Origin of the sequence: Faecalicatena faecalis (assembly GCF_012524165.2) — a bacterium.
In the GTDB taxonomy this organism is placed as follows: Bacteria; Bacillota; Clostridia; order Lachnospirales; family Lachnospiraceae; genus Faecalicatena_A; species Faecalicatena_A faecalis.
Genome location: NZ_JABACJ020000026.1, coordinates 33,991 through 49,752 on the forward strand (window position 1 = coordinate 33,991; position 15,762 = coordinate 49,752).

The following is a 15,762-nucleotide window of genomic DNA, read 5'->3' on the forward strand; positions in this document are numbered from 1 at the left end:
AATAAGTTGAATTGCGGCACAGAATTATGCGGGTTACAATGAAATCAGACTCAAAAGGGTTTATGAGGAAGCAAAAAGAGAGAAAGAAAAAGATAGAGCAGGAGAAGGAGAAAACGAGATGTTTTTGACAGACAGAAAATTAGACAGAAGAATCAGTGAATTAAAGGAATACAGATACCGTGATATCATCCACCTGGAGAAATTTGTGGTGCAGGAGGATAGACAGGGAGTCGTCAATCCAGAGGTGCCGACAGAATTTGCCGGATGGGAGACGATGAATACAGGCGATACATGGAAGGGCAGGGATCTGTACCTGTGGATGCATAAAAAAGTGAAGATACCGGCTGCGTGGTCAGGAAAGAAGGCAGTAGGAATTTTTGATTACGGTAACACTGGAGCCGGGAATAATTCTGGATTTGAATCCATGCTTTACCTGAATGAGACACCTTATCAGGGAGTGGATGCCAACCATAAAGAAGTCTTTTTTGAGGAAGAGGTATATGGACAGGAAATCAGCCTGACCTTCCGTCTATGGACCGGTCTGGAGGGTGGAGGGATTCCGACGCCTCAGGAACACAGGATCAACAGGGCGGATCTGGCGTGGCTGGACGAGCAGGTGGATGGTTTTTACTATATGGGAACTATGATTTTAGATACTCTGAAAAATCTGGATGACCATAATGAAATCAAATACGACCTGCGTCAGGCATTAGATGCGGCGTGTCATGTGATTGACTGGTCAGAACCAGGAAGCCCACAGTTTTACGAGTCCGTTCACCAGGCAGCGGAGATTTTGGATGAAAAAATCAGCAAAATGGAGAAGCACACCGAGATCATGGTGAAGTGTGTAGGGCATACGCACATTGATGTGGCATGGCTCTGGCGCCTGAAACATACGAGAGAGAAAATCTCACGTTCCTTCTCAACCGTGCTGCGTCTGATGGAGCAGTACCCGGAGTACATTTTCCTGCAGACACAGCCTCAGCTTTACGAGTACATCAAAGAGGATTTTCCGGAAATCTATGCAAAGATGAAGGAGCGCATCGCAGAGGGGCGCTGGGAGAGCGATGGAGGCATGTGGGTCGAGGCCGACTGCAATCTTACGAGCGGCGAATCACTGACAAGACAGATTCTGCTGGGAAGTAAATTTATCAAAGAGGAATTCAAAAAAGAGGTGGAATACCTGTGGCTGCCAGATGTATTTGGTTACTCCTGGGCACTGCCGCAGATTTTAAAGAAGGCCGGGATTGATACCTTCATGACGACTAAGATCAGTTGGAATCAGTTCAACCGTATGCCTCACGATACCTTCTGGTGGAAGGGAATTGACGGAAGCAAGGTCCTGACCCATTTTATTACCACGCCAGATCCATGGAGCGAGCCTGGGTCCTGGTTCTATACATACAATGGCCAACTGACTCCGAAGACGGTCAAAGGTGCCTGGGAGGCATACAGCGAGAAAGAGCTGAACAAGGAGCTGTTGATCTGTTATGGATATGGGGACGGAGGCGGCGGTGTCAACCGGGATGCCCTGGAGCAGAGAAAATGTATTGACCGGATTCCGGGACTGCCTCATCTTGAACCCTCTACGGCCGGAGAATATTTCCGTGATCTTCACAAAACGGTGGAGGATACGGACCAGTTTGTCCACACATGGGATGGCGAGCTATATCTGGAATACCACCGTGGGACTTATACCAGTCAGGCATACAATAAACGAATGAACCGGAAAATGGAGCTGCTTTACCGCAGGGCAGAATGGATGGCAGTCATGAATGGTATCCAGGCTGGAACGCTTAAAAAAGCAGATCAGGAGAAATTGACTGTGGGCTGGAAGCATATCCTGACAGATCAGTTCCATGACATCATACCGGGGTCCTCGATCCATGAGGTCTATCAGGATGCCAGAAAAGATTATGCGTTTATCGAGCAGAATGCAAGAGAGGTCGAAGAAGCATTTTTACAGGCGGTGAAGGAGGAAAAGGAGAATCAGTACACGATTTTCAATAGCTCCGGCTGGGAGAGGACCGGGCTTGTAGAGCTTCCTGGGACATCGGAGGGAACCTATCGGGATGAGGACGGGAAACTGCTTGTCTCTCAGAAGGCAGAGAATCATACCTATGTGGAGGTCTGTGGTGTCCCATCCATGGGAATGAAGCGGATTCTATTTGTACCAGGTACGGCTGAAGAGGAAAAGGCTTTATTTACTGTGAATCAGAGAGACATCGAGACGCCATTCTATACGGTATCTCTGAACCAGTATGGACAGATTATGCGCCTGTATGATAAGACCTTTTCAAGGGAAGTGCTCCCTGAGGGAGAGCGCGCCAATGTCCTGCAGATGTTTGAAGATAAACCGCTGGATAATGATGCATGGGATATTGATATTTTCTATCAGCAGAAAATGCGTGAGATCACGGATCTGACCAAATTCGAGGTGAGGGAATGCGGAGCCCTGCGTCTGGTCATTCATATGGAATGGAAATATATGAGATCTGTGATCGAACAGGACATGATTCTTTACAGCAGAGACCGGAGAATCGATTTTAAGACCTATGTGGATTACCATGAACAGCATCAGCTTCTCAAAGCGGCATTCCCGGTGGATATTCGTTCGACTTACGGGACTTACGATGTGCAGTATGGAAATGTCAGACGTCCGAACCATTGGAATACAAGCTGGGATCTTGCGAGGTTCGAGTCTGTGGCACACAGATGGGCAGATCTGTCTGAGCGCAGCTATGGTGTCAGCCTGCTCAACGACTGCAAATATGGTCATGACATTAAGGATCATGTGATGCGGATCAGTCTTCTCAAAGCAGGAACACATCCAGATCATCTTCAGGATCAGGGCGAGCATGAGTTTACCTATTCCCTGCTTCCGCATGGCGGTGACTTCGTTGAGGGAAGAACTGTACAGGAGGCTTTTGACCTGAATGAGCCGATGCAGGCGGTAAAGGGAGAGATTGATCTGGGATATGAAAGTTTTGTGACGTTCGATAATGATCAAATCGAGCTGGATGCAATCAAGAAATCTGAGAGCGGAGATGCCATAGTCGTGAGATTTCACGAGTTTGCTGGTTCAAGCCAGCATGTGGGATTAAAGCTAGGATTCAAGATCCGGTCCTGGGCAGAGTCCGATTTAAGAGAACGTCCGATTATGGAAGAAGTTCCGGGAGGCGACATCTACATGGAACTAAAGCCATATGAGATTAAGACCATTTTACTGTATTTATAAACAATCGATGTAAATAATTCAAAATCTGCTGGATTTTGCTTTTATTAAGAAAGCAGTCAGGCAGATTTTGAATATCTGTTCTGGAATGAGGAAAAGGAGGCACATGATGCTCAGTGAATTATTCAATATTGAGAAGGTTTTAGGTTTCTGTGAGAAGGTATGCTATTTTCTGGTGGTGAACCTTTTGTTCTTGATCAGCAGTCTGCCGGTCTTACTATTCTTTTTGTTTATGGGCATCAGCCATGTCCGGGAATACCTGCCCTTCTTTTTAATATGTGCAATGAGCGTGCCTCCGGCATTTTCAGCAGTTCTTTATGCCATGAGGCGTCTTTTGGATGGAACGGAAAGAGGACCTGTAAAGGATTATTGGAAAGGATACCACACAGACTTCTTACAGAAGCTTTGCCTGGGAGGGGTCCAAATGCTTACATTCCTTATCTTATGGACAAACATTGAATTTTTCTCTAAGCAAATGAAAAATGTACCACTCACCATTTTGTTTGTTCTTTTGTTCGCATTTGCAGTAGCAGTGACACCAAATCTGTATCTGCTCGCTTCGCGCTATGAGATGAAAAATCAAGATATCATCAGAACGGCCTGTCTTCTGACGGTGACAAGACCAATCTGTACATTAGGGACCATCGCAGCGCTGGGGGCAGTCCTGGCAGCATTCGAGATCGCGGCAGGAACGGCAGTATTGTTCATGGTAAGTACTTATGCGTTTTTAGTAGTGTTCATAAGCAAAAAAGTACTGGATACACTCGAAGAAGGCGGTGAGAAGTGACTCTTTTGGGGAGAGAGAGGGGGGCGCTTCGAGGAAGTCGAGCCGTGGACAGGAGCCGGGCAGGGGTCATCTGCCGTTTTCCAGGGCTGGAACGTTCGCTAAGAGGCACTAAATGGACCAGAACCGGATTTTACGGAACATGAGGGATTCAACGAGTTTTCTGATGAAAACTCGTCTCAGCCCTCAATGGAATTTGATGTTGTACATCAAATTCCATCCGCAAAATCCGGCTCTGGTCCATAAAGTGCCTCTATGCTTACTTTATGCCCCGGAGAAACGGCAGATGTCCCCTGCCCGGCTCCTGTCCACGGCTCGACTTCCTCGAAGCTTGGTTCATCCAGCGGCAAAAGCGTCGATGGGGGACCGCTGGCTAAAAGCAGCGGGGGGATTGGGGAGAGAGAAGAGGAGGGGATGATCGTTAGGGAGGTATTTCGCGGGATTGGGATTCATGATATAATGATGGAACGAAAGGGAGGGGGATGGAGGATGCCTAAGAAGAGTCCGAAGCAATTGTTTCACAAGCTTTTTTATAGATATACGGTTCTGATCGTGTGTATTGTTCTGGCTTTGGCGGTGTATTTTATTTCGGCCATGCGGAACCGGATTTTGGAGACGAACCGGCATTATATGGATATGATGACGGAGGAGGCGGCTTCTTATGTGGATGAGTGTTCGCAGACTGCGGGGCATATTCAGGCGGAATTGTACCAGTCGTCGGGGATTTTGAATGATCTGCTGACTTATTTTCAATATGAGCCGGAGGAATATCAGAAGTACCGACTGGATACTTTTATTGCTTCTTCATCGGCTGCCTATGAAGGATTCAATAATTTTATGGAAAAGGTGATGGAGAATAATTCTGACATTCGTTCTATTGAGATTATTGCGTACGATAAATCGGAAGTGACGACTTGTTATCCTGATGGAAAGACGTATATCCGTCAGAATGCCAAGCTGCGAATGGCGGAAGTGGAGAGGCGGGATCTGGCCAGGGATGGGACGTTTTCTTTTGTGAAGGAGATTCGTGACCCGGATACGCTGACCGGGGCGGGCTGTATGATCGTGAATTTCAAGGCGGACCAATTCAGGAAGATTCAGGAATACTACTCTATTGCGGGGCTGCTTGTCTGCAGCCAGAATCATATGGTGATTTTTCAATCTGATAACGAGTTGGATGCAAATGCTTTTTTTCAGACACAGGAAGGAGAGATTGCCAGGGATACCTCCCAATATTATGTACAGAAGTCGGATATCGGTGATTATTCCATCTATGGAATGGCAGACAAAAAGAAGGCCGCACAGGTACCGTTCACAACCATTCTGGCAGTCCTTGGAGTCGGTCTGGGCGTAATTCTGCTGGGGGAATGGTGCGTGCGGATCTATCTGCTCCATCTGACAGGACGGTTGAATCATATCATTGACGGGATGCAGCGTGTGACCACTGGTGATCTGAGCACGCGCCTTGCAGCGGATGAGAATGGGGATGAGCTGGATGTAATTTCTACTCAGTTCAATGAGATGTGCCAGGAATTGGATCGTTATATCCAGAAAAGCTATCTTGCCGAGATCGAACAGAAAAATGCAGAGATGGAGGCGCTTCAGAGTCAGATCAATCCTCATTTTCTATATAATACGCTGGAGGCGATTCGTATGAAGGCCATCTGCAATGGGGATCGGGATGTCGGGAAGATGCTTTACAGCATGTCTGTCATTTTCCGCAGCCAGTTAAAGGACAGCGATATTATCACGCTGATTCAGGAAATGCATTATTGTAAAAAATATTTGGAGCTGTTCGAATATCGTTATCAGGGGAAGTTTACATCCAAGGTAGAGTGTCCAGAAGAGCTGATGAATTATCCGGTCATGAAGTTCATTCTACAGCCGATTGTGGAAAATTATTTTGTCCATGGTATCCGTTCTGAACAGGAGGGGAACACCATCCATATCTGGGCAAAGCGGATAGAAGACGCTCTGTTCGTCCATATTGAGGACAATGGAAAGGGAATGACAGAGGAAGAGATAGAAGCGAAAAATGCGGAGCTTGAGGCTGCAGAGCACCATAAAAAGTCAGTCGGTATCAGCAATGTCAACACCCGTATCCGTGCCGTTTATGGAGATGGTTATGGTGTCATTTTAAAATCCAGAGAGGGCGGCGGACTGCATGTGATTGTAAAAATAGGGATCGATAAGAAGGATGAAGTGAGGGAGATATGTCATGAGGAAAGTGATGTTAGTAGAGGATGAGGAGTTTATTCTTCAGGGACTAAAGAACATTCTGGATTGGGAAGCAATCGGGATGCAGATTGTCCAGACGGCGCACAACGGGAAAGAAGCATTGGAAAAATGGGATCAGAATCCGGTGGATATCATCGTGACTGATATCAGTATGCCTGTGATGGATGGGCTGGATTTCTTAAAAGAATTAAGGAAGACGGAGGAACGGGCCCGCTGTATCATACTGACGGGGTATGATGAGTTTGATTATGCTAAGCGTGCAATCACCCTGGATGTGGAGGATTATATCCTAAAGCCGATCAATGAGGAGGAACTGGAAGAGGTCTTAAAGCGCTGTGATGAAGAACTGCGACAACTGGATCAAAAGCAGGCTGCAGATATGGATGATAAAGCAGGCTGGATTCAGTTCTTGCGGGGGAACCTGACCCGGGAAGAGATGGAGAGCTATCTCTCGATTCTGCCGGAAATCAGTCCAAACACAGAGGTATGGCCCGCAATCATGAAGCTGGATATGGAAAGCTTAAAGTCTGCCCGAATGTCGGATGTTCTGTTGGAATTCCAGGAGGAAAAAGACATCCGTGTGATTTATCTGTCCGCCGGAAATCTGCTTCTGCTCCTATATGGAAAACAATCAGAAGAAGACTGTACATCCAGGCTTTCCGACATTCAGGCCCAGATAGAAAGCAGATATGCGATTCTGTCATTCATTAGCGTTGGATCACCGTTTGAGGATTACCACGAACTGCCTGCCTCCTACGAGGAAGCTAAAAAACTGCAGAAATACCAGGTAATAGAAGGGTACGGAAGCTGTATGTCAGCGATTCGCGTCAAAGAAAAAGGCAGTGAGGACATTTCCGTAGATAATGCCAGACTCCGCAAACTGATTCTGAAAAAAGATAAGGAAGGGGCGGTTAGCTATCTGGAGGATTTGTTTATCCATGTCATTCAAAAAGATGTTTCCATTGATGATGTCTACAAAATGTGCATCCAGACCGCCATGCTCCTCCAGGAGATCAAAGAAGAATATCAGCTTGAGAACCGTAAGAATATGCAGAATCTAACAGAGCTGATCGGTCAGATCTACCAGGCAGAAGACCTATTTACCATAAAGACCATCTTCATCGGAGAGGCAGCCGAAATCATCACCTATCTTCACGAGGAGGATTCTCAATATACACCAGTGGTAAAACAGATCCTCTCCGAGGTCCAGAAGAATTACAAAGAGGATATGAACTTAAAGACCTTAGCCTACAAATACAACATGAACGCCTCCTATCTAGGCTCCATTTTCCAAAAAGAAGTAGGCTGTACCTTTGCGCAATATTTAAGCAATACGAAGAACAGCATCGCCAAAGACCTCATTCTAAACACCAACATGCGGATCAACGATATCGCCAAAGAAGTAGGCTACCCCGACACCAGCTACTTCTACCGTAAATTCAAACAATGCTACGGCGTATCCCCCGCATCCCTGCGTGAGATGAAAAAATATTAGAAGACCGCTCAAGGGGAAGAACACCGATTCTTCCCCTTTCTTTCCCGCTCTTAGTACAGTGTCCTTTTCCTTCCTAGAATATGTCCAACAAATCTGAAAGTTTTCGACTATCCTTTTTCCCTTTCTTTTTGTATAGTTATTTACAGAACAAGTGATTATCAGACAACTGGCCGGTTGAAAGAGTTCTGTCCCTCAAATGGGGCGTTTATGAGGCTTTGCTTCATAACGAAGTATGTTCATAAAAGCACACGGGTTGAAGTGTCAATTTTCAAAGAGATGTGCACAGAGAGAAAGGGAGGTCAGAAGTTGAAACAAAGTAAAAACAAGGTCCCAAAGCAAGGCTTTTGGAACAGGGTCAAGAACAACAAGGAATTACTGATTTTGAGTATGCCTGGTGCAGTTTGGTTCATCCTGTTCGCCTATCTGCCTTTGTTCGGGGTCCTGGTGGCATTCAAAAAATATCGTCTCTCAGGCGGATTTTTCCAGAGCCTGATCGAGAGTGAATTCGTCGGGTTTGACAACTTCAAGTTCTTATTCAGCAGTGGCGACGCATGGATTATTCTACGCAATACAGTACTTTACAACTTTACATTTATTATATTGGGAGTTGTTCTTCCGGTCATCGTAGCTCTGCTTCTAAATGAGCTGCGCAACAAGGGGATGGCCAAGATTTATCAAAGTTCCATGTTTTTGCCTTATTTCCTTTCCTGGGTAGTAGTCAGCTATTGTTTATTCGCATTCTTGAATCCGGAAAAAGGATATTTTAACAATATATTACAGCAGTTTGGACATGATGGGATTTCCTGGTATACGGAAAAAGGCTATTGGCCCTTTATCATCATCTTCATGAGCCAGTGGAAGGGCATCGGTTATAACACAGTGGTCTACCTGGCGTCCATCTGTGGAATCGACAAGACTTATTATGAGGCAGCAGTGCTGGACGGGGCAAGCAAGTGGCAGCAGATCAAGTATGTGACGCTCCCGCTGTTAAAGCCAGTTATCACGATTCTGCTGATCATGGCAGTGGGCGGTATCTTCAAGGCAGACTTCGGACTGTTCTTCCAGTTACCAAAAGACTCCGGTCCGCTGTATCCGGTGACGAACGTGTTGGATACTTATATCTTCCGGGCATTAAAAGCCAACGGAGAGATCGGTATGAGTTCCGCTGCAGCACTGTTCCAGTCTACGGTCGGTTTTGTCTTGATCATGATAGCAAATAAGATCGTATCCAAGATCGATAACGAGAACGCATTATTTTAGAAAGGGGAAGGTACACATGTTTGAAAAACACAGACAGAAAGCTCTGGAAGCCAAGATGGAACAGAACCAGAGCAAGTTCAACCAGATTAAGAAACCAACCAATGTACTGTTCAATATCATCCTGTCCATCCTCTCCCTTCTGAGCGTGATACCGTTTATTTTCGTTATCATCATCTCATTTACAGATGAGAACACGCTGGCGATGAACGGATATCGCTTCATCCCGGAGAAATTCAGCTTATATGCTTACCAGTACATTGTAAGTGCGGGGGAAAATATTATTCGCAGCTATGGGGTGACCATTCTAGTGACCGTACTCGGAACACTCCTTGGACTGCTGCTGACAGGTACATATGCTTACGCGTTATCAAGAAAGACCTATGCTTTCAAGAAATTTTTTACGACTATGATCACGATTCCGATGCTGTTCAGCGGCGGTATGATCGCAAATTATCTGATCGTGACTAAGGTATTGATGCTAAAAGATACTATTTGGGCGCTGATCCTGCCCTTGTGTCTGAATTCGTTCAACATCATTGTATTGAGGACATTTTTTAAGACCAGTATACCGGATGCGGTCGTGGAATCCGCGAAGATCGATGGTGCCTCCGAATGGAGACTGTTTTTCCAGATCGTGATTCCTATGGCGCTGCCGGGACTTGCGACAATCGGACTATTTCTTACATTAGGTTACTGGAATGACTGGTTTAATGCTATGATGTATATGGACAGTAAAAAATGGGTCCCATTGCAGTATCTGCTCATCCAGATCGAGAGCTCCATGGACTGGCTGGCGAGCAATAAGTCCATGATGGGCGTGGATGGAATTCAGGCGGCGGCGAACCTGCCTAAAGAGACGATTAAAATGGCAATTGTTGTGATTTCAACATTACCGATTATATTTGCATACCCGTTCTTCCAGAGATATTTTGTCAATGGTCTTACGGTGGGAGCAGTGAAAGAATAAAGAATTTGTATAAAGGAATCAATTCGGAGGATTAGAATGATGAAATTGAAAAAAATCGCAGCACTCGGGCTTGCTTTAGTGATGGCAGCGACATCCCTGACTGCATGTGGCGGCAAAAAGGGCGAGACAAATGAAAATGGAGAAGAAATCGTAGAACTGACCTGGTATCAGGTAGGAGATACCCAGAAGGATGCTCAGAAGGTCATCGAAAAGGTAAATGAGTACACTACGGAAAAGATTGGTGTCAAGCTGAACATTATCAATGTAGGCTGGGGAGATTACAACCAGAAGATGCAGGTAGTCATCAACACAGGAGATAAATGGGATATGTGCTTTACCTGTTCCTGGGCAAATGATTACCTTCAGAATGCCAACAAAGGCGCTTTCCTGGAACTCGATGAGTACCTGGAAAAGGAAGGGAAAGAAATGCATGACCTGGTCGATCCGCGTTTTTGGGAAGCAGCTAAAATCGGTGGTGTGACCTATGGCGTTCCCCATGAAAAAGAAATCGGAAGCTGTCCGATGTGGGTATTTACGAAGGAATACGTAGATAAATACAATATCCCTTATCAGGACATCCATACACTGGAAGATTTAGAGCCATGGCTCAAGCTGATCCATGAAAAGGAACCAGATGTAGTCCCTCTTTATCTGACCAAGGATTATACGGCTCCGACCTATATGGATAAGATCCAGGACCCGGTCGGAATCGAGTATGGTGATGATACACTGACTGTCAAGAATGTATTCGAGACAGAAAGGATGAAATCTACCTTAAAGACCATGCGTAAATATTATACTGAAGGCTACGTTAACAAAGATGCAGCAACGGCATCTGATGATAAGTCCATCAAGAGATTTGTGACAAAAGGAGATGGACAGCCGTATGCAGAGCTGATCTGGGGAAAAGATTTAGGATATGAAGTGGTCGCTACGGAAATCATGGATACGCAGATTACGAATGCTTCTGCCCGCGGTGCCCTGACAGCAATCAACAAGAACTGTGAACACCCGGAAAAGGCAGTGGAGTTCTTGAACTTAATGTATACGGACGAGTATTTAAGGAACCTGTTGAATTATGGGATCGAGGGCGAGCACTATGAATTTGTAGAGCCGGCCAAAGAAGAGATTCAGGCTGCAGAAGGAAAAGAATATGTGTATGACAAGAAAGTCAGGCTGAACGAAGAGACGAAAAAGGATTATTCCGTTCCTTATTGGGTACAGGGCGGCATGTTCAATACTTATGTATTAGAAAATGAACCTCTGGATAAATGGGCTGCCTTCAAAGAGTTCAATGATGCTTCAAAAGAAGCTCCGTCCTTCGGATTTGATTTTGATTTAGAGCCGGTCAGCACACAGGTTGCAGGGTTTCGAAATATCCTGGACGAATTCGGAAAATCTCTTTATACTGGAAGTGTAGATCCAGATGAGTATCTGCCGCAGCTTCAAAAGAAACTGGAAGCAACCGGAATTCAGGATGTCATCGACGAGATGCAGAGTCAGATCGACGAGTGGAAGGCACAGAAATAAGTTAAAACAGCTTATATGCGCCCCTGCCCCAAGGGGCGGGGGCGTATCATAATATCATAATCACATTTATCAAGGAAAGAATGGAGAGTAAGCAGTATGAAAAGATCAAAAATCAATGCAGTTATCCGTGATATGGAGAAATTAATCGAGGAGAAGAGATTTGAACTTCCGCCGTTCTGCAAATGGACGCCTGAGGACTGGCAGTCGAAAGGACATGAGTATGATGAGATTCGTGATAATCAGCTCGGATGGGATATTACAGATTACGGCCTGGAGAAATTTGATGAGGTAGGATTTGCCTTGATCACGCTCCGTAACGGTAATCTGAAAAATGATAAATATACAAAAACATATGCGGAGAAGCTTTTGATGGTGAATGAAGGACAGATGGCACCGATGCATTTCCATTGGAATAAGATGGAGGATATCATCAACCGCGGGGGCGGAAATGTGCTGATTACCGTTTACAACTCTACGAAAGACGGAGGTTTTGCAGATACCGATGTAACCGTGAACTGTGACGGAAGAGAATTTACCGTACCTGCAGGTACAAAAGTGAAGCTTTCTCCTGGTGAGAGCATCACGATCTATCCGTATATGTATCATGATTTTCATGTAGAAGAGGGCAGCGGGGCCGTTCTTTTGGGAGAGGTATCTATGTGCAATGATGATGAGAACGACAACCGTTTCTATGAGCCCATCGGAAGATTCCCGGCCATCGAAGAAGATGAAGAGCCATACCGTCTGCTCTGCAACGAGTACCCGGAGGCAGAGTAAGATGCGCAGTCAGGAACTTTCAAGCGGATGGAGGATGCACTGTCTGGGGGAGGATACATGGATTGACGCAGTGGTACCCGGAACTGTCTATACAGATTTGCTTCGGGAAGGAAGGATGGAAGATCCTTTCTGGAAGGATTATGAGGACCAGGCATGGAAACTGATGGAGGAAGACTATGAATATGAGACCTGCTTTGAGGCGGCAGATTCTCTTTTTGAGAGCAGTAAGATTCTTCTTCGGTTCGATGGGATTGACACCATTGCAGATATCTTTCTGAATGGAGAAAAAATCGGGGCAGCAGAGAACATGCACCGAATCTGGGAATTTGATGTGACAAAGAGCCTGGCAAGGGGGAGGAATACGCTCCGTGTGCGATTGCATTCCCCGAACCGCTGTGCCAGAGAGGCATTTGAGAACTGCCGGACTCTTGGCTCAGAGGATGCCATGGATGGTTTCGTACATATTCGAAAAGCACACTGCATGTATGGCTGGGATTGGGGGGCGCATCTCCCTGATGCCGGGATTTTCCGCAGGGTCAGCCTGATTGGAATCGAACAGGCAAGACTGGATGATGTATATGTGATTCAACAGCATACGGACGGAAGAGTCGAATTAGAGGTCAGGATAAAGATAGAAGAAGCGGCATCTTCCATAGAAAAGAAAGACCAGATGGGGGCAGAAGGTGTGTGTTTGCCGTCTATACAGATGAACAGCCGCCAATATGAGATTCGGCTCTCTCTTTTTTCACCGGATGGAGAGCTCCTGTCTGAGACGTCCGAATGGAGTTCGACTACGGAATTCCATCCTGGTCATATGATGGTGGAGAACCCAGAACTCTGGTGGCCCAATGGCTATGGGGAACAGCCCTTATATCGGATGAGGGTGGAACTGATTTCGGAGGGGCGGGTACTGGATATCTGGGAAAAACGGATTGGTCTGCGCACGATGACAATGCGGCGTGAAAAGGACGAGTGGGGAGAGAGTTTTGCACATGAGATCAATGGCGTCTGTATTTTTGCTATGGGGGCGGACTATATCCCAGAAGATCATTTGATCGGGCGTACATCTCCGGAAAAGACCAGGAGGCTATTAGAGGACAGCTGCGCTGCGAATTTTAATACGATCCGCGTCTGGGGAGGGGGATATTACCCGGAAGATTGGTTCTTTGACCTTTGTGACGAATTGGGCTTGATTGTGTGGCAGGACTTCATGTTTGCCTGTGCTGTATACGAACTGACGTCCCATTTTAAGGAAAATATCCGTCGTGAATTCATTGACAATATAAAACGGATCCGACACCATGCCTGTCTGGGGCTTTGGTGCGGCAACAATGAGATGGAACAGTTCGTCAGTGAAAAGCATCATTGGGTGACCAAGCCGTCCGAGGTGCGTGACTACATCATTATGTATGAGCAATTGATCCCGGAAGTACTAAAGGAATATGACCCACAGACCTTTTACTGGCCTGCAAGCCCGTCTTCGGGCGGTTCTTTCGATGAGCCGAATGACCCGGACAGAGGAGATGTCCATTACTGGCAGGTATGGCATGGAAACAAACCGTTTTCCGAGTATCGGAAATATTTCTTCCGTTATGCCTCGGAATTTGGCTTTCAGAGTTTTCCGTGCAGGAAGACGATCGAGACATTCACAGATGACGAAAGAGATTACAACCCATTTTCCTATATCATGGAAAAACACCAGCGCAATTATGGGGCCAATGGGAAGATCATGAATTATATGCAGCAGACTTTCCTCTATCCGACCAGCTTTGACAGCTTCCTTTATGCGTCGCAGCTTCTCCAGGGGGAGGCGATCCGCTATGGGGTAGAGCATTTCAGGAGGAACCGGGGCAGATGCATGGGAGCGATCTACTGGCAGCTCAATGATTGCTGGCCTGTGATTTCCTGGGCCTCGATTGATTACACCGGGCGCTGGAAGGCACTGCACTATTACGCAAAACGTTTCTTCGCTCCGGTCATGATCAGTTGTCAGGAGGAGGGCATGATGACCCAGGAGGCAGATATGAACCGGGAACATTTTGTGTTCGAAAAATCGATTTGTCTGAATGTGGCAAATGAGACCCGAAAGGTCCAGAAGGGGACTGTTTTCTGGGAGGTGCGCAATGCAAAGGGCATCAGCCGCAGATGTGGACGGTGTGATGTTGTAGTTTTACCGCTTTCCAGTCTGTGGCTGGATAAGGAGCTTATGGAAGATGTGGATATATTCAGGGAATATGTGAGTTACCGGTTCGAGCAGGAAGACGGAAATGTTTCAGAAGGGAGCGTATTGTTCTCATATCCGAAGTATTTTCAATATGAAGATCCAAAGTTGTCCTATGAAATAGAAGGGGATGAGATCATCCTGCATGCAGATGCTTATGCGGCCAGTGTAGAGATCGCCAATGCACAGGAGGACCTTGTTCTGAGCGATAATTATTTTGATATGAATGCCGGAGAAAAGAGGGTGAAGATCATCCGCGGTGCAGCTGAAGGTATCCGGCTTCGCAGTGTATACGATATCAGGTAAATGTGAGAAAAGAAACAAAATGAAGCTGTAAAAAACAAGAGGCAGGATACCGGTCATTTCTGTCCGGTATCCCGCCCGATTAATTCATCGATACTAATTTCATATAGATCCGCCATGGCCCATAGGGTATAGATATCAGGGACCCGGCTGCCAGTTTCATATGTGGACACAGTCTGTCGTGACATATTCAGAGGTTTTGCCAGGTCGAACTGAGTCATATTGCAGGCAGTCCGAAACCGTTTCAGCCGATTACCAAGTCTATTTTCTGTCATCTTAATCACCTAACCATTTTAAACTGATAATAATTCTGAATACTGTGTATACAACTAATGCGTATGCCCCTCCCCTCATAGTATAAATATATCCTCAACAGGCATTCCCAGAGCCTTAGAGAGAAGCAGAGCTGTCTCAACGGACGGATTGGTCGTCGTACCAGATTCAATTGCCGAAATTGTAGTTCTAGGAACACCGCTCAACCTGCTTAACTTCGCCTGTGACCAGTCTTTTTTCCAACGTAATTCCTGTAGTCTATTGTTCATATATTTACACACCTGGTTAATTTTTAGTATGCGTAAATTCCAGCTTTCGTTTACATACCAAATATTAACATATAAAAATGACCGATATCTGTCGACTTTTTACGACAAATTTCGTAAGTCCTCTTAAAGTGGATTGTTTTATTAATGAGGGAATGTCTTATAATATAAAAGAGGCTTAAAAACAAGCCTCTTTTTTTGATGTGATCATTGTTATTCATCTGAAAACGTAGGAATTCTATGTGTCCATATCTCATATTCGTTTGTTTGGTGTGATCGAAATTATGACTGGTGGTATATGATTAGGATAACATTTTTTGAGAAAAAATGAAAGAAGTAAAATACAGACTTAAGGAGAAGCTAAAAATCTTTGTGGCTTTTCTTATTTGTTTGTGCTATAATATGACCCAATA

The 15,762-nt window shown here is 45.7% G+C and carries 11 protein-coding genes; 9 read left to right on the plus strand and 2 right to left on the minus strand.

Features of this window, described 5'->3' with window-relative positions; genetic code table 11:
- Positions 1–118: 118 nt before the first annotated feature.
- From HGO97_RS19695 to HGO97_RS19735, 9 genes are all read left to right on the plus strand, one after another.
- The gene (locus HGO97_RS19695; RefSeq protein WP_216244576.1) at positions 119–3,238 is read left to right on the plus strand and encodes an alpha-mannosidase; all 3,120 of its coding nucleotides are present in this window, start codon (positions 119–121) and stop codon (positions 3,236–3,238) included.
- A 103-nt stretch (positions 3,239–3,341) separates the two neighbouring features.
- Positions 3,342–4,022, plus strand: a complete 681-nt coding sequence (locus tag HGO97_RS19700) for a YesL family protein (RefSeq protein WP_246597622.1) — start codon at positions 3,342–3,344, stop codon at positions 4,020–4,022.
- 252 nt (positions 4,023–4,274) lie between these two features.
- Entirely contained in the window at positions 4,275–6,266 is a 1,992-nt protein-coding gene (locus HGO97_RS19705) for a sensor histidine kinase (protein WP_216244577.1), read from the plus strand.
- Entirely contained in the window at positions 6,238–7,752 is a 1,515-nt protein-coding gene (locus HGO97_RS19710) for a response regulator (RefSeq protein WP_216244578.1), read from the plus strand. The genes HGO97_RS19705 and HGO97_RS19710 overlap by 29 nt, the downstream gene beginning before the upstream one ends.
- A 276-nt stretch (positions 7,753–8,028) precedes the next feature.
- Positions 8,029–9,012 carry an ABC transporter permease gene (locus tag HGO97_RS19715; RefSeq protein WP_216244598.1) on the plus strand — a complete coding sequence of 328 codons (984 nt, stop codon included), beginning with the start codon at positions 8,029–8,031 and terminating at the stop codon, positions 9,010–9,012.
- Between the two features lie 16 nt (positions 9,013–9,028).
- Positions 9,029–9,979 (plus strand): carbohydrate ABC transporter permease, encoded by a 951-nt coding sequence (locus HGO97_RS19720; protein ID WP_216244579.1) that lies wholly within the window; start codon positions 9,029–9,031, stop codon positions 9,977–9,979.
- 36 nt (positions 9,980–10,015) lie between these two features.
- Positions 10,016–11,509, plus strand: coding sequence for an ABC transporter substrate-binding protein (locus tag HGO97_RS19725; RefSeq protein ID WP_216244580.1), 1,494 nt, complete (start codon positions 10,016–10,018; stop codon positions 11,507–11,509).
- 96 nt (positions 11,510–11,605) lie between these two features.
- On the plus strand, positions 11,606–12,286 hold the full coding sequence (locus HGO97_RS19730) for a D-lyxose/D-mannose family sugar isomerase (protein ID WP_216244581.1): 681 nt from the start codon (positions 11,606–11,608) through the stop codon (positions 12,284–12,286).
- A 1-nt stretch (position 12,287) separates the two neighbouring features.
- Positions 12,288–14,813, plus strand: coding sequence for a beta-mannosidase (locus HGO97_RS19735; RefSeq protein ID WP_216244599.1), 2,526 nt, complete (start codon positions 12,288–12,290; stop codon positions 14,811–14,813).
- Between the two features lie 53 nt (positions 14,814–14,866).
- On the opposite strand, the gene HGO97_RS19740 is transcribed toward HGO97_RS19735, so the two are convergent.
- Positions 14,867–15,085 carry a helix-turn-helix transcriptional regulator gene (locus HGO97_RS19740; protein WP_216244582.1) on the minus strand — a complete coding sequence of 73 codons (219 nt, stop codon included), beginning with the start codon at positions 15,083–15,085 and terminating at the stop codon, positions 14,867–14,869.
- A gap of 75 nt (positions 15,086–15,160) precedes the next feature.
- Positions 15,161–15,352, minus strand: a complete 192-nt coding sequence (locus HGO97_RS19745; protein ID WP_216244583.1) for a helix-turn-helix transcriptional regulator — start codon at positions 15,350–15,352, stop codon at positions 15,161–15,163.
- Positions 15,353–15,762 lie beyond the last annotated feature (410 nt).